16 protein-coding genes are annotated in these 23,077 nt (G+C 45.8%); 13 read left to right on the top strand and 3 right to left on the bottom strand.

Annotated features, from left to right (window positions below):
• Positions 1 to 31: 31 nt before the first annotated feature.
• The 6 genes from mltG to ASG89_RS17315 all read left to right on the top strand — a co-directional run bounded on the left by mltG (position 32) and on the right by ASG89_RS17315 (position 8,620).
• Positions 32 to 1,132 (top strand): endolytic transglycosylase MltG, encoded by a 1,101-nt coding sequence (gene mltG, locus ASG89_RS17340; protein WP_057311958.1) that lies wholly within the window; start codon positions 32 to 34, stop codon positions 1,130 to 1,132.
• 23 nt (positions 1,133 to 1,155) lie between these two features.
• Positions 1,156 to 2,082, top strand: a complete 927-nt coding sequence (locus ASG89_RS17335; protein WP_235549805.1) for a peptidase U32 family protein — start codon at positions 1,156 to 1,158, stop codon at positions 2,080 to 2,082.
• 25 nt (positions 2,083 to 2,107) lie between these two features.
• Positions 2,108 to 3,391: a peptidase U32 family protein gene (locus ASG89_RS17330; protein WP_057311957.1), complete on the top strand. Its 1,284-nt coding sequence runs from the start codon at positions 2,108 to 2,110 to the stop codon at positions 3,389 to 3,391.
• 193 nt (positions 3,392 to 3,584) lie between these two features.
• Complete coding sequence (locus ASG89_RS17325; RefSeq protein ID WP_057311956.1) at positions 3,585 to 5,762, top strand: methyl-accepting chemotaxis protein; 2,178 nt, start codon at positions 3,585 to 3,587, stop codon at positions 5,760 to 5,762.
• A 141-nt stretch (positions 5,763 to 5,903) separates the two neighbouring features.
• Positions 5,904 to 7,724, top strand: a complete 1,821-nt coding sequence (locus ASG89_RS17320; RefSeq protein WP_057311955.1) for a peptidoglycan D,D-transpeptidase FtsI family protein — start codon at positions 5,904 to 5,906, stop codon at positions 7,722 to 7,724.
• A 74-nt stretch (positions 7,725 to 7,798) separates the two neighbouring features.
• Complete coding sequence (locus ASG89_RS17315) at positions 7,799 to 8,620, top strand: biotin/lipoate A/B protein ligase family protein (protein WP_057311954.1); 822 nt, start codon at positions 7,799 to 7,801, stop codon at positions 8,618 to 8,620.
• On the opposite strand, the gene ASG89_RS17310 is transcribed toward ASG89_RS17315, so the two are convergent.
• On the bottom strand, positions 8,612 to 9,343 hold the full coding sequence (locus ASG89_RS17310; RefSeq protein WP_057311953.1) for an alpha/beta hydrolase: 732 nt from the start codon (positions 9,341 to 9,343) through the stop codon (positions 8,612 to 8,614). The two genes, ASG89_RS17315 and ASG89_RS17310, sit on opposite strands and share 9 nt — an antisense overlap.
• Before the next feature lie 218 nt (positions 9,344 to 9,561).
• Here ASG89_RS17310 and pdhA point away from each other — a divergent pair, with 218 nt between their 5' ends.
• The 6 genes from pdhA (at position 9,562) to ASG89_RS17280 (ending at position 17,657) form a co-directional block, all read left to right on the top strand.
• On the top strand, positions 9,562 to 10,644 hold the full coding sequence (gene pdhA / locus ASG89_RS17305) for a pyruvate dehydrogenase (acetyl-transferring) E1 component subunit alpha (protein ID WP_057311952.1): 1,083 nt from the start codon (positions 9,562 to 9,564) through the stop codon (positions 10,642 to 10,644).
• Between the two features lie 55 nt (positions 10,645 to 10,699).
• Positions 10,700 to 11,680 (top strand): alpha-ketoacid dehydrogenase subunit beta, encoded by a 981-nt coding sequence (locus ASG89_RS17300; protein WP_057311951.1) that lies wholly within the window; start codon positions 10,700 to 10,702, stop codon positions 11,678 to 11,680.
• A gap of 34 nt (positions 11,681 to 11,714) precedes the next feature.
• Complete coding sequence (locus tag ASG89_RS17295; RefSeq protein WP_057311950.1) at positions 11,715 to 13,043, top strand: dihydrolipoamide acetyltransferase family protein; 1,329 nt, start codon at positions 11,715 to 11,717, stop codon at positions 13,041 to 13,043.
• Positions 13,044 to 13,047: 4 nt separating this feature from the next.
• Positions 13,048 to 14,463, top strand: coding sequence for a dihydrolipoyl dehydrogenase (lpdA, locus tag ASG89_RS17290; protein WP_057311949.1), 1,416 nt, complete (start codon positions 13,048 to 13,050; stop codon positions 14,461 to 14,463).
• A 179-nt stretch (positions 14,464 to 14,642) separates the two neighbouring features.
• Complete coding sequence (locus ASG89_RS17285) at positions 14,643 to 15,374, top strand: glycerophosphodiester phosphodiesterase (RefSeq protein ID WP_057311948.1); 732 nt, start codon at positions 14,643 to 14,645, stop codon at positions 15,372 to 15,374.
• A 108-nt stretch (positions 15,375 to 15,482) separates the two neighbouring features.
• On the top strand, positions 15,483 to 17,657 hold the full coding sequence (locus ASG89_RS17280; RefSeq protein WP_235549804.1) for an AMP-binding protein: 2,175 nt from the start codon (positions 15,483 to 15,485) through the stop codon (positions 17,655 to 17,657).
• On the opposite strand, the gene ASG89_RS17275 is transcribed toward ASG89_RS17280, so the two are convergent.
• Positions 17,654 to 18,598 (bottom strand): diacylglycerol/lipid kinase family protein, encoded by a 945-nt coding sequence (locus ASG89_RS17275; RefSeq protein ID WP_057311947.1) that lies wholly within the window; start codon positions 18,596 to 18,598, stop codon positions 17,654 to 17,656. The genes ASG89_RS17280 and ASG89_RS17275 overlap by 4 nt on opposite strands.
• 207 nt (positions 18,599 to 18,805) lie before the next feature.
• Here ASG89_RS17275 and ASG89_RS17270 point away from each other — a divergent pair, with 207 nt between their 5' ends.
• Complete coding sequence (locus ASG89_RS17270) at positions 18,806 to 20,572, top strand: methyl-accepting chemotaxis protein (RefSeq protein WP_057311946.1); 1,767 nt, start codon at positions 18,806 to 18,808, stop codon at positions 20,570 to 20,572.
• Positions 20,573 to 21,830: 1,258 nt separating this feature from the next.
• Here the strand turns inward: ASG89_RS17270 and ASG89_RS17265 are convergent.
• Complete coding sequence (locus tag ASG89_RS17265; protein ID WP_157276694.1) at positions 21,831 to 22,511, bottom strand: DUF559 domain-containing protein; 681 nt, start codon at positions 22,509 to 22,511, stop codon at positions 21,831 to 21,833.
• Between the last annotated feature and the right edge of the window lie 566 nt (positions 22,512 to 23,077).

Raw genomic sequence — 23,077 nt, 5'->3', positions numbered from 1 at the left:
GGACATTCGTAGGAGGAATCGAAGCGTTGTGATGAGGGATGATGAGCTAGAAGAATTACAGAAGCCTAAGCGTAAGGTGCTGAAATGGGTATTGCTTAGCTTTAGTATCGTTGTGTTGCTTGTTCTCGGCACTGCAGGTGGCATTGGATTGTTTATTGCGAATGCACTTCAACCTGTTGATGCTTCTGATCAGGAGGTACGTATCTCCATTCCACAAGGCTCCAGTTCGATAATGATCGCAGAGGAATTAGAAGCCAAGGGACTCATTAAGAATTCTTCCATTTTCACGTACTATTTGAAGTTTAAAAAGCAAGGCTCTAAATTTCAAGCTGGTGTTTACGCGATGAAGCCGGGCATGACATTTGAAGATATGATCGATAAGCTTAATAAGGGAGATGTTGTGAAGGAAGAAATGATTCGCATCACGATTCCTGAAGGCTATACAGTTGAGCAGATCGCCTCTAAAGTGAGTGAACAGAGCACTTGGAAGAAAGAAACATTTCTGGGGCTTGTCGATGATCCTGCTGGCTTTAAAAATGAGTTAACGCTATCTATTCCAGATACTAATAATGTCAGACATCGACTAGAGGGATATATATTCCCTGAAACGTATGAGTTTAAGAAAGGCTCAACGGAAAAGGAATTCGTCGAACGTTCATTGGATCAACTAGACAAGATGCTTGCAACGCTTCCATCTGACTGGAAGGACAAGTTGAAAGCTCGTAATCTATCCATTCACCAGATGCTGACGATTGCCTCGCTGATCGAGCGGGAGGTCGTTGTTGATGCGGAGCGTGCTACTGTTTCCGGGGTCATTGTGAACCGTTTGAAAATGAACATGCCTCTTCAGATCGATGCGACAGTACAGTATTTATTTGAGAAGTCGAAGGAGCGTTTGTTGGAAAAGGATCTTCAAATCCAAAGTCCCTATAATACGTATTTGAATACAGGACTGCCTCCAGGTCCGATCGCAAGCCCTAGTCTGGCTTCTATTAAGGCAGCGATCTATCCAGAAGAAACGAAATATGTTTTCTACGTGACGAAGAAGGATGGAACAATGGGGCATTTGTTTGCGGAAACCTTTGAAGAGCACAAGAAGAATATTGCCAATAGTAAGAAGGTTACGAATTAAGTTGACAGAAGGTAGGTAAGCACGTGAATAAACCAGAATTAGTCGTCAGCTGTGGTTCAATTGCTGATTTGAAACAAATGATACTTGCAGGTGCAGACGCCGTTATTATAGGGGAAGATCGCTATGGGCTTCGACTTCCAGGTGAAGTGAAGCTGCATGAGATCGGGGAAGCCGTCACATGGGCTCATGAACGGAATGCGAAAGTGTATGTCGCGGTCAATAATATTTTGGACAATCAAACTCTCGTAGGGTTAAAAGAGTACTTGGCTGCCTTACAGGCATATGGCGTTGATGCCATCGTCTTCGGTGATCCAGCTGTCCTTATGACGGTTCGCCAATTACCAGAGTCGCTGGCGCTTCATTGGAATGCGGAAATGACCTCGACGAATTATGCAACTGCAAACTATTGGGGGAAGCAAGGGGCAGTTCGCGTAGTTCTAGCGCGAGAGTTGAACATGGAGCAGGTGCTCGATTTTATAGTGAAGTCTGAGATTGCTGTTGAAGTTCAAGTGCATGGGATTACGAATATCTATCACTCCAAGCGCGAGCTTGTCAAAAATTATATGACACATCAAGGAACAACGCCGGAAGAAGACCGTTCGAAAGGGCGAGGACTATTCCTTATTGAACACGAACGACGCGACCAACGTTATCCTGTCTACGAGGATTGTAATGGTACACACATTATGAGTTCAGAAGACTTTTGTATGCTGGAAAATTTGCCAGAACTTATCGACGGGAATGTAGATAGTATAAAAATTGAAGGCTTGCTCAAATCATCGCATTACAATGAAACTGTCGTCAAAAGCTATCGCGCCGCGATTGATGCTTATGTTGCAGATCCCGCAGGCTATGAGTTTCAGCAAGAATGGCTGGACGCGATCGTGGAGCTTCAGGATCCTGAGCGCGAACTCAGTTTCGGATTTTTCTATAAAGAACAGGTATATTGATCGAAGAAAGAAGGTGCTCTTCTAGATGACTACAGCCGTAGAAGCACGAGCCAGGGGTAAACGTGTACGTCTTGATAAGCCAGAGCTTCTAGCTCCAGCAGGTAATTTGGAAAAGCTGAAATTTGCGATTCATTATGGCGCAGATGCAGTATATATTGGTGGACAGAAATATGGTTTGCGCTCGAACGCGGATAATTTCTCCAAAGAGGAAATGCGTGAAGGCGTCGAATTTGCAAAGCAATATGGGGCCAAAGTATTCGTAGCAACGAATATCTACGCACATAATGAGGATATTGAAGGCTTAGACGAGTACTTGCGAGGTCTGCAGGAGGTTGGTATTTCGGCAATCATTGCCGCAGATCCCATCATCATGGAAACGTGTCGACGCGTTGCTCCTGAGCTCGAAGTCCACGTTAGTACACAGCAGTCCGTGATGAACTGGCAAACGGTACAATTCTGGAAAGATCAAGGTATCGAACGAGTCGTATTGGCGCGTGAAGTCAGCATGCAGGAAATCGATGAAATGAAGGCACATGTGGATGTCGAAATAGAAGCCTTTATCCATGGGGCTATGTGCAGTTCGTATTCGGGACGGTGTGTGCTATCCAATCATTTTACGGATCGTGATTCGAACCGCGGCGGCTGCTCGCAATCGTGTCGTTGGAAATATGATTTATTCACCAAGGATCAGCCGCTTGATGCACCATTGGCAACGGATTTCCCCATGTTTGCAGAAGATGATGATGCTTTTACCATGGGATCCAAGGATCTAAGCATGATTGATCATATAGCAGACATGATTGAATCAGGTGTAGATAGTTTCAAGATTGAAGGAAGAATGAAGAGTATTCACTATGTGGCAACAGTCGTGAATGCCTATCGTCAGGCGATTGATGCTTATTTCGAGGATCCAGAGCATTTCAAGATCAATCCGCTCTGGCAGGATGAGATTCATAAAGCGGCCAATCGACCTTTGAACGATGGCTTCTTCTATGAAGCGCCAGGTCATGAGGATCACATTTTCGAACCCGAGGATAAGGTCGTTGGCTTTGATTTCGTTGGATTGGTTATGGGATATAACGCAGAAACTGGGGTTGCTCTTATTCAACAAAGGAATCATTTCAAGCCAGGCCAAGAAATTGAGTTTTTCGGTCCTGAGGGGACACATTTTAAACAAACGGTTGGCGCTATTCAAGATGAAGCGGGTCAGGAATTAACGGCAGCCAGACATCCTTTGCAATTAGTACAAATAAAAGTAGCATCTCCTGTTAAAAAATGGGATATGATGCGCAAGAAAACGGGCAAATAGGAAAATAGTACCATGGAAGCTTTCTCCAAGTAGTGATATATATTGGAGAAAGCTTTTTTTATACTTTTATATCGTTTTATAGAGGATATTGGAAAGGAATGTCGAAATTCTTGTATGACAATTGTATGTAAACCTTTTCATTTGAGTATGTATTCAAAGTAAGGTTAATAAGAAACTAATGGTGGTGAACGAAATGACAAAAAGACCTCAAGGTATCCGCTCCATTTTAAACAAAGTAGTTCAAGCAACTGGTCAAGTTCGAAGGGGTCGAAACGTTGACACTGCAGGTGGAGGATCAGCTTCACCGAACGGTACATACGGATTTAAAGGTCCAAGCAACATTAGGCTCGAAAACCCTGTGAAATCAGTTGGTATGAAGTTATTTCTGATGTTTTTTGTAAGTATTCTAGTTTTCGTTCTTACCGTAGGGATGATTTCGTATTCTGTCTCCAAAAGTGTTATTAAAAACAAAGTGTCCGAATCCAGTTTACAAACCGTGACACAAGCAGGTCAGAAATTAGATTTCTTATATCAAACTTTTGATGATGTATCGCTACAGATTATGCTGAATAAAGAATTGCAGGATTTACTTGATAAGGTTCCTAAATTGGAGGCATCCTCCTATGAAGCACTAGATGTTTCACGTCAATTAACAGAGAAATTAAATGTAGTTACCTTCTCTAACAAATCCATTAAAACCCTTCATTTGTATCGTCCTGATGGTAAGTTGATTGTTATTACAGGCGCTGGCGGCGCTCCGTCAACTGATAATTCATCTTCGACAGAATGGTTTAAAGCAACTGTAGAAAACGCGGGTAAAGTCACATGGTTGGATAGCCAAGAAAAAGGATATTCCAGCAGTTCCAACAACACGTTTGCGATCAGCCGTCTGATGCGTAATACGTTAACAAATTCGGCAACAGCTGTTCTAGTCCTAGAGCTTAGTACAGATATTTTAACGAAAGAGTTAAGCGGAATGTCTTTAGGGGATGACAGCAGTGTCATTATTACGAATTCGAAAAATATGAATATCGCATTAAAAGATATGAAAGAGATTGGGAAGGCAGCATCGATCCAACTTACGAAGGAACAGATTGAAGAAGAACATGGCTCCTTTATTACGAAGGATGACCACTTGGTTGCTTTCTACAAGTCAGCTGTATCGGGTTGGAACTTGGTTGGTGATATTCCCGTCAGTGCGCTTGTGAAAGACGCGAAGAAAATTTACAACTATACACTACTAATCGCATTGTTTGCTGCAATCGCAGCGGTTATTATCGGTATTATCGTAGCAAGAATGATTGGTAGTCCGCTTATTAATCTACGTAACCTGATGCAGCAAGGTGCCAAAGGTAAGCTTACGGTTCGTGCCAATTATAAGTCGAAGGATGAGATTGGACAGCTAGGTGCAAGCTTTGACGTCATGATGCAACAGATCACGACACTGGTACAACAAACGAGTACGTCGGCACAGGCAGTATTTGAAACAGCGCAAGAATTGACGAACTCCTCTAAAGTGACAGCTACAGCGGCAAGAGAGATTGCTGTTGCGACTGACGAAATTTCTAATGGCGCAGGCGGTTTGGCGACGGAGTCTGAGAAGGGCAACGAGTTGACGCATCATATTGGCATTCAAATGAAGCAAGTAATTGAAGCCAATCTCGAGATGGGAACTGCGGCAGCGGATGTACAAACGTCCAGTGAGCTTGGAACGAAGTACATGTCAGAACTTATTGCCAAAACGAATCTGACGGAAGAAATGATCCGTTCTATGGTTGATAAAGTGGATCGTCTGAAAGAAAGCACACGTTCGATCCGTAAAATTTTGGATCTGTTGAATAACATTTCGAAGCAAACGAATATCTTGTCATTGAATGCCACAATTGAAGCGGCACGTGCAGGAACAGCGGGCAAAGGATTCATGGTCGTTGCGGATGAAATTCGTAAGCTAGCGGATCAGTCTAAACAATCTATCGATGTTGTTGGTCAAATCACGGAAACGATTCAAGGCGAGATCGATGAAACCGTTAAAGTTCTTTCAACAGCGACACCAATCTTCCAAGAGCAGATTATGGCTGTTAAGGAAGCAGATACGATTTTCAAACAAGTGACGAATCATATGGGTGGCTTTATTGTTCAGTTGAGCACCGTTAGTGATTCCATTTCTACGCTGGAACAATCACAAGTAGTGCTGTCTGATGCGATGACGAATGTCAGTGCAGTTGCTGAGGAATCGTTGGCTACATCCGAGGAAGTTGCTTCCCTAAGCTCCGAACAGTTGAGCATTAGTGATGGTTTGGTGAAATTGTCGGACAAGCTGGATCAACTATCCCAGTCATTGACGGATACATTATCTAAATTCGAAGTGTAATAGCAAGAAGACGAGTCCACTCTCCATTAGGAGGGTGGATTTTTCTCATTTTCGCTGTAGGGATCCGGTTTGCCTTGATGCGAGAATGCCGATACTGAGAGCAATAAGGCCATTCTGAAGTATATAAAAGGGGATCGTACAATGAGTGAGAATCAATTATCATCGATGGAGAAAAGACGTATGTTTTTGATGCTCTTTTTGATTCTGCTTTTTTTTCTAGGTATATTTGGCAAGTTATTCTGGATCCAAATCGCGGCAACGGAAAGCTATTCATCACGAGGAATCAATTTGGTGAAAAATTCTGTCATACAAAGGCAACGCGCACTAGTCTTAGAGAGCGGAAGAGGCGAGATATTGGATCGCCATCTACAGCCATTGACTGGAAAAATTGTGAAAGCGTTAGTCGCTTTCCCGATTAATAGTGAATTTGCGATGAATGGGCAGGAAGTGAGCCAACTAGCACGTATTTTGAAGACGAATAAAGAAAGCTGGTTAGCATTTGCCCGTAATTTGAAAGAGCCGCAAGTATGGGGGACGCAAGGTGGGGGAAAAGCACTCTCCTTGAGTTCGGAACAAGTGCATGGAATAGATGGTTTAAGCTTGCCGAACGTTAAGGTAGTAGAAATGGAAGACCGCTATCCTACTGGGATGACGGCACGGCAGTTAGTTGGCTTTATCGGTCAAAATCCAGATCGTGTGATGCAAATTTACGGGTCGGATTTGGAAAAAGGGCGTGTTGCACTGACATCGAAAATTGGGGGAGCAGGTCTTGAGAAGTCGTTCGACACACGGCTTCGCGGTGTAGGTGAAACTTCAATTTCCTATTTCACGGATGCGGGCAAAAGACCATTAGCGGGTTTGGACGCAAGGATGATTGCGCCAGATAACTCTTACTACCCCGTCAAGCTAATTACGACGTTAGATAGCCGTGTGCAGCAGCAAATAGAAGCCCTGATGGATAAGCTTAATATTCGCGAGGGAGCGGTTGTTGTGCAGGATGCCGCGCAAGGCGATGTCATCGCGATGGCGAGCAGGCCGAACTTCAATCCTTTACAGGTGGACTTAGCCAGTAATAATTGGAGTAATTATGCCCTTAAGGCGACGGCGCCTGGTTCGATTTTCAAAACCATTGTAGCCGCGGCAGCATTGGATGAGAAGGTTGTGACCCCTACGGAAACGTTTGATTGTGAAGGGGCACTTGGTAAGTACGGTTTTACATGCTGGAGAAAAGACGGGCACGGACCTTTAACCTTAGAAGAAGGCTATGCGCAATCGTGTAATATCGTCTTCGCAAACGTCATGCAGCGTCTATCAGCTGCTCAACTAGAGAAGTATGCTAATAAGTTAGGTGTGTTAAATGAGGTAGGCTGGACAGGGAAAACAGATACGCGAGATGTTTTTGAACAATTTGATTCCGAGGAGAGAGGGCAATTATTTGCTGTACATACTCCTGAGAATGATGAGGGGGTTCTGATGCAAACGGCGATTGGCCAACGGGATGTCAGAATGACCCCTTTACAGGCGTCGAATATGGTAGTGACCTTGTTGAATGATGGAAAGGGCGTTACCCCAAGAGTTGTGCAAGAAATCCAGTATCAAACGGGGCGTGAGATGGAGACATTTCCTGTTAAAAGCTTAGCTTCTGAAGATGGCAAAATATCAGTAGCAACGAGTCGTACCTTGTTGAGTTGGATGAGGGAGGTTGTCACAGAAGGTACAGGTCAAAGTCTTCAGGGCGCAAAGTGGAAGCTAGCAGGTAAATCAGGAACAGCACAAATTCAAAATGGCAATCAAGAAAAAGTAAATCAATGGTTCATTGGTTATGGGCCAGTGGAAACTCCTCGATATGCCGTATCCGTCGTAATCAAGAATACAGACCCAACAGAAAGTAATAAGGCGATTCCTTTATTTAAGGGGATCATGGACATTTTGGCGAGCCAAGGGTTGTCAAACAGCAAATAACAGGTATGATGGATGTTGAGCCTATTTGGCTATCCATGCTGATGACACATACTAAACTCAGGAGACTTAACATTATGGCGACCCAACTGCCTTCAACCTTACGATTGCTAGATCGTTCAAATGACATTGAATCCCAACCGATTTTATATGCTTTTGCTTTGGAAGAGCTCCTATGCCGTGCAATTGGCAAATCGACACCCCCCATCTTACATATTTGGCGGCATCCGCGTGCGTTCGTTATGGGATTAAGAGATAGCAGATTGCCAGGCGCAGCGCTTGCAGATGAATGGTTGCGAAAGCAGGGTTATGATACCGCTGTGCGTAATTCTGGTGGCGCGGCAGTACCTTTGGACGCGGGCGTTATTAATATATCCTTACTCCTTCCGAAAGAAGCTGGAGATATGGAGCACCGCAAAGATTTCGATCTAATGGTCGGATTAATTCGAGAGGTGATGGCTTCCATAACGGACCGAATTGATCAAGGGGAAATTATTGGTTCATTTTGCCCAGGAGAATTCGATCTGAGTATTGGAGGTCGTAAATTTTGCGGTATTGCACAACGCAGACAACAGCTCGCCATTTCGGTTCAAGCATTCATCATTGTAGAAGGGCGTGGCGAGGAAAAGGCTGCATTAGCCCGTGACTTTTATGAAAGGGCTGCTGTATCAGCAACGAAGCAGGACTATCCAATCGTCGTGCAGGAAAGCATGTCGAGTTTAGCAGAGTGTTTACAATTGCCGTTAACAACGGAGCAATTTGTTGAGCAGTTACGACAGGTTATGAATAGTCAGGGCATACAGCTTGCTCAAGCTGAAGAAATCGCCGGTTATCCCGGCGATTCAGAGATTGAAGATATGATTAAGCTATTGAAGGATCGCTATGCCATTTCAACCTAGAAAATAATGTAGCGCAGCTGGCAGTTCAATTTGCCAAAAGCCCCATATATGCTTGCCAGGTTTCTCTGTATAGTGAAGCGTGGCATTTTTGTCTTGCAAAAACGTGTGAGTTAGTCTGTTTTCCCGGACGAAATCGAACGTGCCACGCTCCGTTGTAACATCAGTTTCATCTGTGCCGATTAACATATAAATCTCTAGCCAAGATAAGTCATCTTCTTGTTTAATTCTTTCGCGAGTTATGTCGAAAAATGCGCCGGACAAGGATATAACTCGGCAAAAAAGGCTAGGATAATCTAAGGCGAGATGCAAGGAAACTGTCCCACCTAGAGAATCTCCTGCTAGAATGCGTTCTGATCTCTCCGTACGGACGGGATAACGACTTTCTACATAAGGGAGAAGCTCCTCTGCGAAGAATTGACAGTACGCATCATGACGCTCGCCTTCAGGCGCATATTCGGATGTGCGATTAGCATTATTCACATCGACTCCGACAACGATGGCAGGCTCCAGATTCTCATCGAGGATTAATCGTGTTAGGGTTGTAGCAATTCTGCCGAAATTAAAGAACTGTTCACCATCTTGACAGTAAATAACAGGATAAGAGAGCAGTTCGTTATAACCAGGGGGGAGATAGATCCGCAGGGGACGATTTTCTCCGAGCAGGCTCGAGGTTACTTCATCTTTGACAATAGTACGCTTATACAAACGGGAGTCGTCTAGCATCGTGGATCTCCTTCACAATTGGGGTAGGTGTATTATAGCAGTTGTTGTTTCCCTATAAACTGTATTATATATTTTGTTAAACTGTACTATTCACTAACAGTAAAAAAGGTGAGATACCCCGTCACTACTGGTGTACAATTCACCAAAACAGGATTATAATAATACTATAACAGAAGTTCAGATAGTAGGCACCAAAATCATATAAGAGGTGAAATGGTATGAGTAAGCCACTTGTCAGCCAAGCAAATTATGAAGTGACCACAGAAAAGGTTGAGCCATTGCAGGTTCTTGCTCCAGACGGCACAGTCGTAAATCCCGACAAAATGCCGAAGCTTAGCGATGAACAACTAAAAGAATTAATGAGAAGAATGGTATTCACACGCGTATGGGATGAAAGAGCAGTTAATCTAGGTCGTCAAGGCCGTCTTGGTTTCTATGCACCAGTTTCTGGTCAAGAAGCATCTATGATTGGTAGTGAATTTGCCCTAAATAAAGACGATTTCATTTGCCCGGGTTACCGCGATATGCCGCAATTGGTATGGCACGGACTTCCACTTTATCAAGCATTCTTGTATTCCCGCGGTCATCAACACGGCGGACAAATTCCGGAAGATGTTCACGTACTTATGCCACAAATTATTATCGGTGCACAAATTCTTCACGCAACAGGTGTAGCAATGGCTTTCAAAAAACGCAACCAACCGCGTGTAGCTATTACGTACACAGGTGATGGCGGAAGCTCCGAAGGCGATTTCTATGAAGGTATGAACTTTGCAGGCGCATTTAAGCTGCCTGTCATTTACTTTGTACAAAACAATGGTTACGCGATTACAACACCTTATTCGAAACAAACAGGAGCACTTTCTGTTGCACATAAATCCGTTGCTGCGGGTATCAAAGGCGTGCAAGTAGACGGCATGGACGTTCTAGCTGTTGTTCAAGCTGTTACAGAAGCTGCCGAAAGAGGTCGCAGAGGCGAAGGCGCTACGTTGATCGAAGCACTAACATACCGTTTCCGTCCACATTCCTTGGCCGATGATACGACGAAATACCGTACGAAAGACGAAGAGTCCGGTTGGGAGCCAAGAGATCCGCTTACTCGTATGCGTTTGTTCTTGACGAAGAAAGGCCTATGGAATGAAGAAATCGAAGCTCAAGTGAAAGAAGAAGCGAAAGCTACTGTTGCTGAGCATATCAAAAAAGCAGAAGAAACTGAGAAGATGACAGTCGCTGGTTTGATCGACTCCATGTTTGAAGTGACACCTTCTCATCTAGAAGAACAAAAAGCAGAGTATAAATAGAGAATTAACACATAGGCACGAAACAAGTTTTAACTTTAGGAGGCACAGAGTAGTCATGGCACAAATGACAATGATTCAAGCGATTAAAGACGCGATGCGCGTAGAATTAGAAAGAGATCCTAATGTTATTTTGTTCGGTGAAGACGTTGGTAATGTTGGTGGCGTGTTCCGTGCGACAGAAGGTTTGCAAAAAGAGTTCGGCGAAGAGCGTGTATTCGATACGCCTCTTGCTGAGTCCGCAATTGGCGGACTTGCGGTTGGTTTAGGCGTACAAGGCTTCCGCCCAATCGCTGAGATCCAATTCGTAGGATTCATTTACGAAGCACTTGACCAAATTTGTGTGCAAGCAGCTCGTATGCGTTACCGTTCAGGCGGTCGTTACAACTCCCCAATCGTATTCCGTACACCATTCGGTGGCGGTGTGAAAGCGGCTGAGCTTCATACTGACGCTCTTGAAGGTTTACTTGTTCAAACACCAGGGATTAAAGTCGTTGTTCCTTCCAATCCTTACGATGCAAAAGGGCTTTTAATTGCAGCTATTCGTGATAATGACCCTGTTTTCTTCATGGAGCATTTGAACTTATACCGTGCATTCCGCGGCGAAGTGCCAGAAGGTGAATACACCGTAGAGCTAGGTAAAGCCAATGTAGTAAAAGAAGGTTCTGACGTTACGATCATTACTTACGGCGCCATGGTTCACACTTCCATGAAAGCTGCTGAAGAAATCGAAAAAACAGAAGGCGTGAAAGTCGAGGTTATCGACCTTCGTACACTTCTTCCACTAGATATCGATACCATCGTTACTTCCATTAAGAAAACAAATCGCGCCATTATCGTTCAAGAAGCGCAAAAAACATCTGGTGTAGCTGCTGAGGTTATTGCTCAAATTAATGAAAAAGCGATTCTACATTTGGAAGCACCAGTGCTGCGTATTTCACCGCCAGATACGGTGTATCCATTTGCACAGATCGAAGATGCTTGGTTGCCAAGTCCAGCAAGTGTTATTGCCGGAATTAAGAAAGTTCTTGAATTTTAATTCACCTAGTCGAAGGTAACAGGAGGTCATACACGTGGCATTGTTTGAATACAAGTTCCCAGAGCTTGGTGAAGGCATACATGAAGGCGAGATCGTAAAAATGTTAGTTAAAGCGGGTGACACCGTAACTGACGAAACGATTCTTATGGAAGTACAGAATGACAAAGCAGTCGTTGAAGTTCCTTGTCCAGTTGAAGGCAAGATCGTCAGCGTTGCTGTCAAAGATGGACAAGTCTGCACAATCGGCGAGCTTGTGATGACGATTGAAGTGACTGGCGAGATGCCTGCGGCTTCGATGCATCATGGCTCCAGCCACGCGGCTCCAGCCGTGGCGGTTGCAACTCCACCTGCTGCGGCTCCGGCACCAGCAGCAGTAGCTATAGCAGCGCCTGCGGCCGCTGCAGCGCCCGTACCGGCCGCGCCAACAGGTGGCGCGCGTGAAGTGCTTGCGACGCCTAGCGTGCGCAAGCTGGCAAGAGAGAAAGGCATCACACTCGCAGAGGTGACGCCTACAGGGAAGCACGGCCGCGTAACACGCGAGGACGTGCTTGGCTTTACAGGAGCTGGCTCTGCTCCTGCAGCAACGGAAGCTGCGGCTCCAGCAGCAGCTGAGACAACATCAGCACCTGCAGCAGCAGCGCAGGTAGTAACAACAGGCGATCGCGTCGAAGAAAGGATTCCGTTCAAAGGCATCCGTAAAATCATCGCGAACGCGATGGTTAAATCCGTGTACACGGCTCCGCACGTGACATTGATGGATGAGATCGACGTGTCGGCACTTGTCGCACTTCGTGAGCGTACGAAGCCTCTAGCTGAGAAAAAAGGCGTGAAACTGACGTACCTTCCTTTCATCGTAAAAGCATTGGTTGCAGCTTGCCGTCAATTCCCGGTTATGAACGCGATGATCGACGAAGAGAAGCAAGAAATCGTCTACAAAAAGTACTACAACATCGGAATCGCAACAGATACAGACAACGGCTTGCTCGTTCCTGTTATCCATGACGCTGACCGTAAAAACGTATGGTCCGTCGCAGCAGCGATTAAAGATTTGGCTGTTCGCGGTCGCGAAGGCAAATTGTCTCCGAACGAGATGAAGGGCGGCACCATTTCCATCACGAACATCGGTTCTGTTGGCGGCATGTTCTTCACACCGGTAATCAACTTCCCAGAAGTTGCGATTCTAGGTGCAGGTCGTATCACGGAAAAGCCAGTTGTGAAAAACGGTGAAATCGCGGTTGGACACGTTATGGCGCTTTCCTTGAGTTTCGATCACCGTATCGTAGATGGAGCGACAGCACAAAGCTTCTTGAACTACATCAAACAGCTTCTGGCTGATCCAGAGCTTCTCGTCTTGGAGGTGTAACAGCATGGTTGTAGGAGATGCATCTTTAGATATAGATTTGTTGGTTATTGGTGCGGGTCCTGGCGGTTACGTTGCCGCGATTCGCGCAGCACAGCTTGGACAAAGTGTTCTTATTGTTGATAAAGAAGCTTGGGGCGGCGTATGTTTGAACCGCGGCTGTATCCCATCCAAAGCTTTGATCTCAGCAGCACATACGTATGAGCACGCACAGCATGCAGACAGCATCGGGATATCCGTAGAGAACGTGAAAGTCGACTTTGCGAAGGTACAAGCTTGGAAAAACAGTATTGTTGCCAAACAAACAGGCGGCGTTAGCGGCTTGCTCAAAGGCAATAAGATTCAAACGTTCCAAGGTGAAGCGATGTTTATCAATGAGCACGAAGCACGTGTGTTCAATGATGCAGAAGCACCGCGTTACCGCTTCAAAAACTGTATTATTGCAACGGGCTCCCGTCCAATTGAGTTGAAAGCTTTCCCTTACGGCGGAAGAATCATCTCTTCGACAGAAGCGTTGAACTTGCCTGAAATTCCGAAAAGCATGATCGTTATCGGCGGTGGCTATATCGGGATCGAGCTTGGTCAAACGTATGCGAAATTCGGTACAAAAGTAACTGTGTTGGAAGGCTCTGATCACGTGCTTCCAGGGTTCGAGAAAGAATTGACAAAGCTGGTTGCTAAGAGTCTAGATAAAGTTGGCGTAGAGGTTCATACGGAAGCGTTGGCGCAATCCTGTACCAAAACAGACAACGATGTTACGGTTACTTTCACAGTTAAAGGTGAGGAGAAACAAGTTACGGCTGATTACGTTCTAGTAACAGTTGGTCGTCGTCCGAACACAGATGGCGAACTTGGTCTAGACCTCATCAACTTGAAAATGACAGACCGCGGTTTGATCGAAGTTGATAACCAAGGTCGTACAAGCATTCCTCACATTTTCGCAATCGGTGATGTGGTTCCTGGTCTTTCCTTGGCACACAAAGCTTCTTATGAAGCAAAAGTAGCTGCTGAAGCGATCGCTGGACACGCAAGTATCGTTGATTACAAAGCAATGCCGGCTGTTGTATTCTCCGATCCGGAGATTGCTGGTGTAGGTCTAAGCGAGACCGAAGCGAAAGCGCAAGGTATCAATGTTACCATTGGTAAATTCCCTTACGCGGCTAACGGACGTGCGAACTCTTTGAACGCGGCTCAAGGCTTCGTGAAGCTTGTAGGCGACAAAGAAACAGGCCAATTGCTTGGCGGACAAATCGTAGGACCAGAAGCTTCGAACTTAATCGGTGAGCTAGCGCTTGCGGTTGAGATGGGCGCTAACCTGGAAGATATCGCACTCACCATTCATGCACATCCAACATTGACTGAAATGATTATGGATGCGGCTGAAGGTGCACTAGGACATCCGATTCATCAACTTGGCAAGTAAGTTACAGGTTTTATTCACGGTTATTTCCATACCTTTAGATAAAAGTCCCGAGAGTTTGGTTGAAGAGCCGCTCTACGGGACTCTTTTGGTTTACTAAAACTTGAATTGACGCCCTGAATCGGCTGCTTATATAATTTGAAGATGGATTTATGTAAGCTATAACGATGGGAGCGTTGAACATGCATACACCGAAACCGATTATCATTGGCCACCGCGGCGCGGCGGGCGAAGCTCCAGAGAACACACTAGCTTCATTTATTTTGGCCTTGGAGCAAGGATCACAAGCGATTGAACTGGATGTTCATATCACGCAAGATGGCGAGATTGTCGTTTGTCACGATGGAACATTAGATCGAACAACGAATGGTTCAGGACTTATTTGTAATCAACAGTGGGCAGACATTAAGCAGCTAGACGCAGGAGCTTGGTTTTCCGAGAAATTCATTGGGGAACGAATCCCTCTTCTAAGCGAGGTATTTGATGTAGTGCCGAAGGGCACGCTCATCAATGTGGAAGTGAAGCATGCCTACGAAGGGCGGATGGAGAGTGCACTTCTGGCATTTTTGCGAGAGGTGAATCGGTACGAGGATGTCGTAGTTTCCTCTTTTGACCATAAAGTGATTCAGCGCTTAAAGCGGGCAGAACCTGCGTTGAAGGTAGGCTTGCTGTATGGAGGGAATCTCATTGACCATGGGGCCTATGCAAAGCTGCTTGAGGTAGAGGTCTTTTCCTTGCATCCGCATCATCATTCCTTTGATGGAGCGGATATTGCTTTGGCCACCGCAGATGGGCTAGCTGTCTATCCCTACACAGTGAATGAACTTACTGACTATCAGCTAATGATCGAAGCTGGCGTCACTGGCATCATTACGGATTATCCGGGCAGATTGAAGACGTACTTGAATACATAGCCAAGAATAAAAAGACCGAAGCATACACATGCCGAGGTCTTATTTCTTTTTCCCGCATACAATGAACTATTGACAGACTCGAACAAGATACCAATAGGGGGAATTTCCATGTTCAAATGGATGTTCGTTACGCTAGTAAGGCTTTTACTTCCGTGCTTGCGTCTGTTTGTGCTGCTTGCCTTTAAGGTGAAAGTAGCAGGTATGGAGAAACTCGAGTTGACGGGAAAAACAGTGCTCATTCCGAATCACGTTTCGTTGTTGGATGCGGTGGTGCTTGCTTTGATTTTGCCTAAAGATGTGGCATTCGTTGTGAATACGAACATTGCGAAGCGATTTGCATGGATACTCCACTTCAGGGCTCATATCACTGTGGACACTTCGAATCCATATGCCGTTCGAAAGATGCTAAAAACGATTCAAAGTGGTACACCTCTTGTCATTTTTCCAGAAGGACGGATCACGACGACAGGTGGCATGATGAAAATATACAGCGGCATCGGGTACCTTGCCCTACGATCTCAGGCGCGAATTGTACCGATTTCAATTGAAGGCTTGGAGCATTCGAAGCTATCCTATCTACGTGGAAAAATAAAGCAACGCTGGTTCCCGCGGGTGAACATTGCGTTTGGCGAAGCCTTTCAAGTACCGGCAGGGGATGAGTGCTTTACGAGAAAAGTTCAAAAGGAGCAGGCGACGGAGGTCATCCGCACACAGCTATTACGTCATTTGCTGGAAAGTCGGCTCCAGCCCGAAGTTAACTTATTCAATGAATTGCTGTCGGCGGCTGAAAGGCATGGGCAATCGAGGGTCATTTGCGAAGATGTGATGAGTAATGCTGCGTTGACGTATCGGAAGCTGCAGTTGAGTAGCTATACATTGGCCGTTCGATTGAAGAAGCTTTTGGCTGGGCAGAAGCGAGTAGCACTATTGCTTCCTAATGCTGCGGGGCATGTGGTGACGTTGTTTTCATTATTTCGATTAGGCGTTACGCCAGCGATATTGAATTACTCGGCCGGCAGGCACGCGATGCTGGAAGCGTGTGAAACGGCCGAAGTAAGGACCGTGCTGACTTCAAGAGTTTTTGTCGAGAAGGCGGGGCTTGCGGAGTTTATCCTGGCTGCTAGCGGGAGCTTCACGCTTATTTATCTCGAGGATGTTAAGGAAGCGTTATCATGGACTGAAAAGTTAACTGGCTTGTTCCACTTTTTGCAGCGTAAGAAGGGGCCTGTGGGTCCTGAACTTAATGAAGCTGTGCTATTCACATCAGGCAGTGAGAGTAAACCGAAAGGAGTCGTTCTGACGCACCGAAATATTTGGGCGAACATCCAGCAGGCGAGGCTTGTTATTGCCTTCAATAGTTCAGATAGCGTGCTTGGCAGCATGCCGATGTTTCACTCGTTCGGTCTGACTGCTGGGACAATGCTTCCAATTCTTTCGGGGGTTAAGCTGGTTTTATACCCTAATCCCTTGCATTACAAAGTCATTCCAGAGCTCGTCTATGACCGGAATATTACGATTTTATTCGGCACGTCAACGTTTCTAGGTGCTTACGCGAGAACGGCGCATCCTTATGATTTTGCCCATTCGTTACGTTATGTTGTGGCTGGTGCTGAAAGGCTGAAAGAGGAAGTTCGTCAAATTTGGCAGGATAAATTCGGGATCCGTATTCTAGAGGGCTATGGAACGACGGAGACGACGCCCGTTATTTCACTGAACACACCGATGCATGGAAAGAAAGGTTCAGTAGGCAAATTACTCCCAGGCATGGAGGCTGTTGTAGAAAACGTGGAAGGAATTGCGACAGGTGGTCACTTGCTTGTTAGAGGTCCGAACGTGATGAAAGGGTATTTGATTCATAGTCGGGGCTTTGTACCTGCATCGGAGTGGTATAGCACCGGGGATATTGTGACGTTGGATGATCAAGGTTACTTGTTCATTCAAGCGCGTTTGCAGTCTTTTGCTAAAATAGGCGGCGAAAAAGTATCGCTTCTCATGGTGGAGGAGCTCGTATCTAAGATTTTGGCGGCCCCTGCTGTCTGCGCTGCGGTACATGTGCCTGATCGGCGAAAAGGTGAGCGAATCATTGTTTTTCATACCAGTAAGGTAAGTCCTCTTGAAGCACTTCGTGAATGTATGAGACAGGAGGGGCAGCCGGCGATTTATATGCCTTCTGAGTTTCGTTATATCGAGAAGCTGCCGCTATTGGGGAGCGGGAAGACGGATTATGTGACCATGAAGCAATGGGCGCTGACAAGTGGTGCTGGAAGTACACCCACAGCTTAGGCTGTGGGTTTTGCATGAATGACGGTAATGGCGGCGGGGATGAGTTCGATTTGAAGAGGTGTGGAACCAGCGAACTCCCCGTCTGCTTGGACAAGCAGGGGCTTCTCTGTCCGAATAGAAATCGATTTACCTTTATAAAAAGATACTGCTGGATGCTCGGTGTGCTTGCCTTGGTACACAGTAAAAAGTACGGGCAAGAGGCGAAAGCGGCTTTTGCTTTGAATAACAACAACATCAGCTACACCGTCAGTAGGAGTTGCTGTTGGACAAATTTGAATGGCTCCTCCGTAAAAAGGAATGTTCGCAACGGCTGCCAGCCACATATTAGGTAATTTCGTTACGCTGCCATCTACTTCTAACCATGCGGTGGAAGGCTGATAGGTGGCGAAAACGCGTAGTATGGAAATGAAATAGGAGAGTTTGCCTAGACCTAAGCGGTTGAGGAGTTTTTTGTAGCTGGCGTCATTCGTAATTTTGGCGACCATCCCGTCAAAGCCTGCACCAATGCTATTCACTGCCACTTGATGATTCTGAAGAGCATGAAGAAGGTCGATTTGCACTGTGTTGGAGGCATGAAGGGCAATTTGTAGAGCTTGAAGTGGATGATTAGGTATGCCGTAGGCTTTTGCAAAATCATTGCCTGTTCCTGCTGGAATAACTGCGAGTGAGCAGACTGGGGAGGAACTTTTGCTGTTCTGAAGCTGCCAAATACCACCAGCAACTTCGTGGACAGTGCCATCTCCGCCAATGACGATAATCCGCTGAACGTGATGTTCTTGAATCAACATTATGGCGTGTTGCGTCGCTTCTCCTGCTTGGGTTGTTAATTTGGCTAGATAAGAGATTCGATTCTCTTGGAGGTAGGTTTGGATTTCTCCCCAGATGTTAGCTCCTCTGCCATTGCCTGAAAGCGGGTTCACGATGATTCCGATTGGTTCCATGAGTATTTGCCCCTTATCTTTTTGTTGAAGTGGTAGTTTTTGGTGAGTGAAACGATTGCTGTACGTGGGTTTTATGCGAAATTTCCTTTACATAAGGGGCACTGTTTTGTAGAATAAACCATAGGTAAATTAATTGATTACTATGTTAGGTTTTGTATCATATGAAATACTGCTTTTGTGAATTACACTTGGGGGGATTGGGTAACTTTGAAATTCAAATCGGAATTGAACAGCATGCACAGCACAGGAAAGCTCAATGTCAACCTATCCACTCTTCGTAATCTGAAACTTCGTTTTAAATTGCTGCTCATGAATGCGATTGCCATTTTATTTTTATTAATTGTAGGGATCACGGGCTATCATTATATGGACAAGATGTCTAGCAACTCTACTAGAATGTACGAGGAAAGTCTGCTATCTGTCAAATGGATTAATCAACTCCAAACAAATTTCAATGAAACCGAATCTAATTTGCTAGAAATGATGCTATCCACGGATGTGAAATATAAGGCCAAGCTCAAAGCCAAATTAGATGAGAATCTAAGTACAAATAAAGAATTAGTTACGAAAATTGCGGGAATTGCGCTGAATGAGGAAGAGGCTGGTGCCTTCAAAAGCTTGGAGGAGCTGAATCTGAAATATCGTGAATTCGTTACGAAAACCATGGATCAAGCGACGCAAAATAATCAAGTTGCTTATCAGGTTTACAATAATGAAGTATCTCCACAAGGTGATAAAACGGTAGAAGCATTAGACAAGCTCGTAGGGCTCAAAGAATCCGCGGCTGAACAATTCCAGAAATCCAGTAGTTCGGATTCAGCTACTTCGCATTGGGTCATCATACTTACGATCATTATTGCGATTGTTGTGATGACTTTAGGCGCATTGACGTTGGATATGATCATTTCTACACCAATTCGCAAGCTTCAAGAAAACATGGAAAAGGCTGCTGGAGGAGATCTATCCGTTAAAGGGGACTACCCTTATGAGGATGAGGTAGGTAAATTAACGAATTCCTTTAATGTCATGACGGGGAGCTTGCGCAGCTTAGTTATGCAAATCTCAGATAATGCTTTAACGCTTTCAGCAAGTTCCGAAGAGCTTCTTGCAAGCTCAGAGCAAAGCTCTTTGGCAGCAAGGCAGGTGGCTACTTCTAGTCAGCAGTTGTCGGAAGATTTCGAAAAGCAATTTGCTGGTGTGACACAAGCGAATGAGGCTGTTGGCCTTATGCTGACTAGTACGAAGCAAATTGATGAGTCGGCGCAAGTGGTTGCTGGGCTCGTGAATCAAGCGACGCAGGCTGCTCAACAAGGTAAGCAATCGGTTGTTTCGATCGCGGGGCAAATGTCTGAGATTTCAGACGCGGTTCGAGACGTTAATGTCGTTATTGAAGCGTTGGGTAAAAATGCACACAAAATTGGTGAAATCGTCAATGTCATTAATGAGATTTCGACGCAGACGAATCTGCTTTCCTTGAATGCAGCAATTGAAGCGGCACGTGCTGGAGAAGCTGGGCGCGGCTTCGCGGTCGTTGCTGGCGAAGTTCGTAAACTTGCGGAGCAGTCATCTACTTCGGCGCGAAATATTACGGATCTGGTCTCGACAATCCAGAAGCAGATTAATCAAGCGGTTAGCTCCATGCATACCGGAGCAGGGAAAGTACAAGAAGGCTTGACGATTTCGGAGGAAGCGCAAGAATCGTTCTTGCACATCGAGACTTCCGTCGATAAAGTGAATACGAAAGTGGAAGATGTGAACCGGAACATCCACCAGCTCGTAGATGCGAACTTGCGCATCGAGCAGGTGATGCGCATTGTGAGCTCCGTGTCGGAAACGGGGATTTCCGTCAGCCAAGAGACATCTGCTGCGAGCCAGCAGCAGATGTCGACCACGGAGGAAATCGAAAATTCCGCGAAGTCTCTGGCTGGGCTAGCGGAAGAATTACAAATTTCGCTGCAGAAATTTAAGGTGTAGAAGTGGACCCGCGGGCGTGTGTGCCTGCGGGTTTTTGGTTTCCGCCGCGAAGGAGGCTGTAACGGTGAAAAACACGGTTACAGAGTGAGAGCAGCGGGTAGTCCGCCGAAAGCACAGCCGTTAGTGATGAAAAACATCACTAACGAGGGTAGTCCGCCGAAAGCACAGCCGTTAGTGATGAAAAACATCACTAACGAGGGTAGGCCGTGGCGGAAGCGCCGAAAGCACATCTATTAGTGATGAAAAACATCACTAACGAGGGTAGGCCGTGGCGGAAGCGCCGAAAGCGCAGTCGTTAGTGATGAAAAACATCACTAACGAGGGTAGGCCGNTTAGTGATGAAAAACATCACTAACGAGGGTAGGCCGTGGCGGAAGCGCCGAAAGCGCAGTCGTTAGTGATGAAAAACATCACTAACGAGGGTAGGCCGTGGCGGAAGCGCTGAAAGCGCAGCCGTTAGTGATGAAAAACATCACTAACGAAGGTAGGCCGAGGCGGAAGCGCCGAAAGCACAGCCGATAGTGATGAAAAACATCACTAACGAAGGTAGGCCGTGGCGGAAGCGCCGAAAGCGCAGCTGTTAGTGATGAAAAACATCACTAACGAGGGTAGGCCGAGGCGGAAGCGCTGAAAGCGCAGCCGTTAGTGATGAGAAACATCACTAACGAGGGTAGGCCGAGGCGGAAGCGCCGAAAGCGCAGCCGTTAGTGATGAAAAACATCACTAACGAGGGTAGGCCGAGGCGGAAGCGCTGAAAGCGCATCTGTTAGTGATGAAAAACATCACTAACGAAGGTAGGCCGAGGCGGAAGCGCCGAAAGCACAGCCGTTAGTGATGAAAAACATCACTAAAGAGGGAGGATCGGTTCGGAAGCGCCGAAAGCACAGCCGATAGTGATGAAAAACATCACTAACGAAGGTAGGCCGTGGCGGAAGCGCCGAAAGCACAGCCGATAGTGATGAAAAACATCACTAATGAGGGTAGGCCGTGGCGGAAGCGGCGAAAGCGCAGCTGTTAGTGATGAGAAACATCACTAACGAGGTAGGCCGTGGCGGAAGCGCCGAAAGCACATCTATTAGTGATGAACATCACTAACGAGGGTAGGCCGTGGCGGAAGCGCCGAAAGCGCAGTCGTTAGTGATGAAAAACATCACTAACGAGGGTAGGCCGTGGCGGAAGCGCCGAAAGCACAGCCGATAGTGATGAAAAACATCACTAATGAGGGTTCGCGCTGACGGATCCGCAGTATCTCCCCGCGCTATCCCATCATTTGCTGAAGTATTTCAGCTGTTGGGCGAAAGCTTCTGATCCGTTGCGTCCCTTTTCCTGCGGGTTCAAGCATGTTTTTCTCATGCATAACCTTGAGCAGATGGCGTGCTTTCTGAGCTTCGATAGCGAGTAATTGGCATACATCTTGAGTTGTGAGGGGATTTTCACGAGTCATCGCATAACGCAAAATTTCCTTCTCCACGTAGCTTATCAATTTGACTGAATCGTCGTTCATACCCAGGTAGCGGCCCATAAATTGTTGTAAGACTTGTTGGCACATGCGCGGGCGATCTTTGATATCGTCGTAGGAGAAGCGAAGGATTTTCCAGCCATCGATGATGAGGTGGTTCTGGCGAATGAGGTGATCGGAGAATTGGGAACGGCTAATTTGCGAGGCATGAGTTGTGAAACCATCGATTTCGATGGCAAGTTTGAGTGTATGTTTGATAAAAGCAAAATCAAGGAATCGGGTTCCGTCTCTGAAGTCTTTCACTTCATATTCGGGATGAAGATTGTTGAAATGTTTAAACGCAGGCCACCACACCTGCAATAGAAATAATTTCTCAGCGTGACTATGCCCCTCTAGCAGTCTGCGAAGCGAGTCTCCTTTTCGAGTAGATGCGTGGTATGCGATAAATCCGTTATGTGCAACTTCAAATGTTATTTTCATGAGAATGCCTCCTTAAAATAAACAAAGCCGCTCCTCTCTAACAGCCTAGGCTGAAAGTAGAAAAGCGGCGTATGCTTTACGACCAACTATTTCTATATTGTACCACACACACTCCGTATATCACCATCGTATTGACACACTTGCACTATTGTTATATAATATTAAAGTTGATTGAAATGAAAACATATAAACACTTCATATTTAGCCTCATTTACCCCACACGAACGATTAGCGAGAAGAAAGTAACCCCCTCTCCTTGTTTGTTTTTCTCCCAATGCGCAGTCCATCAGCTCATTTATGGTAAACCCGAGGCAACGTAAGTGTTTCGGCAGTAAGTGTTTGTAACGCAATTCGCACTGGCGCGGTCATTGGAGCCGCAAGGATGAAAGAGAGGTAGGGCTTTCATTGTTTTGATATTCCAACACATGAATTACGCAATTTCATAGAGATCAATTGAAGTAAGATAAATCGTTTTCGTGCTGATCAGGTGCGGGAACGATTTTTTATGTTGTTCTTGGCTGGTGAATCAGAGGCACTTCCTTTACAATAAAAGCAAATCAACCAAT

It is taken from the genome of Paenibacillus sp. Soil766, from assembly GCF_001428105.1.
GTDB lineage: Bacteria > Bacillota > Bacilli > Paenibacillales > NBRC-103111 > Paenibacillus_E.
This window is presented reverse-complemented; position numbering and strand designations above follow the sequence as displayed.

Bases quoted from the DNA above. Each gene is read 5' to 3' on its own strand.
- mltG (WP_057311958.1), top strand. From the start codon at position 32: ATGAGGGATGATGAGCTAGAAGAATTACAGAAGCCTAAGCGTAAGGTG.
- ASG89_RS17330 (WP_057311957.1), top strand. From the start codon at position 2,108: ATGACTACAGCCGTAGAAGCACGAGCCAGGGGTAAACGTGTACGTCTT.
- ASG89_RS17325 (WP_057311956.1), top strand. From the start codon at position 3,585: ATGACAAAAAGACCTCAAGGTATCCGCTCCATTTTAAACAAAGTAGTT.
- ASG89_RS17320 (WP_057311955.1), top strand. From the start codon at position 5,904: ATGAGTGAGAATCAATTATCATCGATGGAGAAAAGACGTATGTTTTTG.
- ASG89_RS17315 (WP_057311954.1), top strand. From the start codon at position 7,799: ATGGCGACCCAACTGCCTTCAACCTTACGATTGCTAGATCGTTCAAAT.
- ASG89_RS17310 (WP_057311953.1), bottom strand. From the start codon at position 9,343: ATGCTAGACGACTCCCGTTTGTATAAGCGTACTATTGTCAAAGATGAA.
- pdhA (WP_057311952.1), top strand. From the start codon at position 9,562: ATGAGTAAGCCACTTGTCAGCCAAGCAAATTATGAAGTGACCACAGAA.
- ASG89_RS17300 (WP_057311951.1), top strand. From the start codon at position 10,700: ATGGCACAAATGACAATGATTCAAGCGATTAAAGACGCGATGCGCGTA.
- lpdA (WP_057311949.1), top strand. From the start codon at position 13,048: ATGGTTGTAGGAGATGCATCTTTAGATATAGATTTGTTGGTTATTGGT.
- ASG89_RS17285 (WP_057311948.1), top strand. From the start codon at position 14,643: ATGCATACACCGAAACCGATTATCATTGGCCACCGCGGCGCGGCGGGC.
- ASG89_RS17280 (WP_235549804.1), top strand. From the start codon at position 15,483: ATGTTCAAATGGATGTTCGTTACGCTAGTAAGGCTTTTACTTCCGTGC.
- ASG89_RS17275 (WP_057311947.1), bottom strand. From the start codon at position 18,598: ATGGAACCAATCGGAATCATCGTGAACCCGCTTTCAGGCAATGGCAGA.
- ASG89_RS17265 (WP_157276694.1), bottom strand. From the start codon at position 22,511: ATGAAAATAACATTTGAAGTTGCACATAACGGATTTATCGCATACCAC.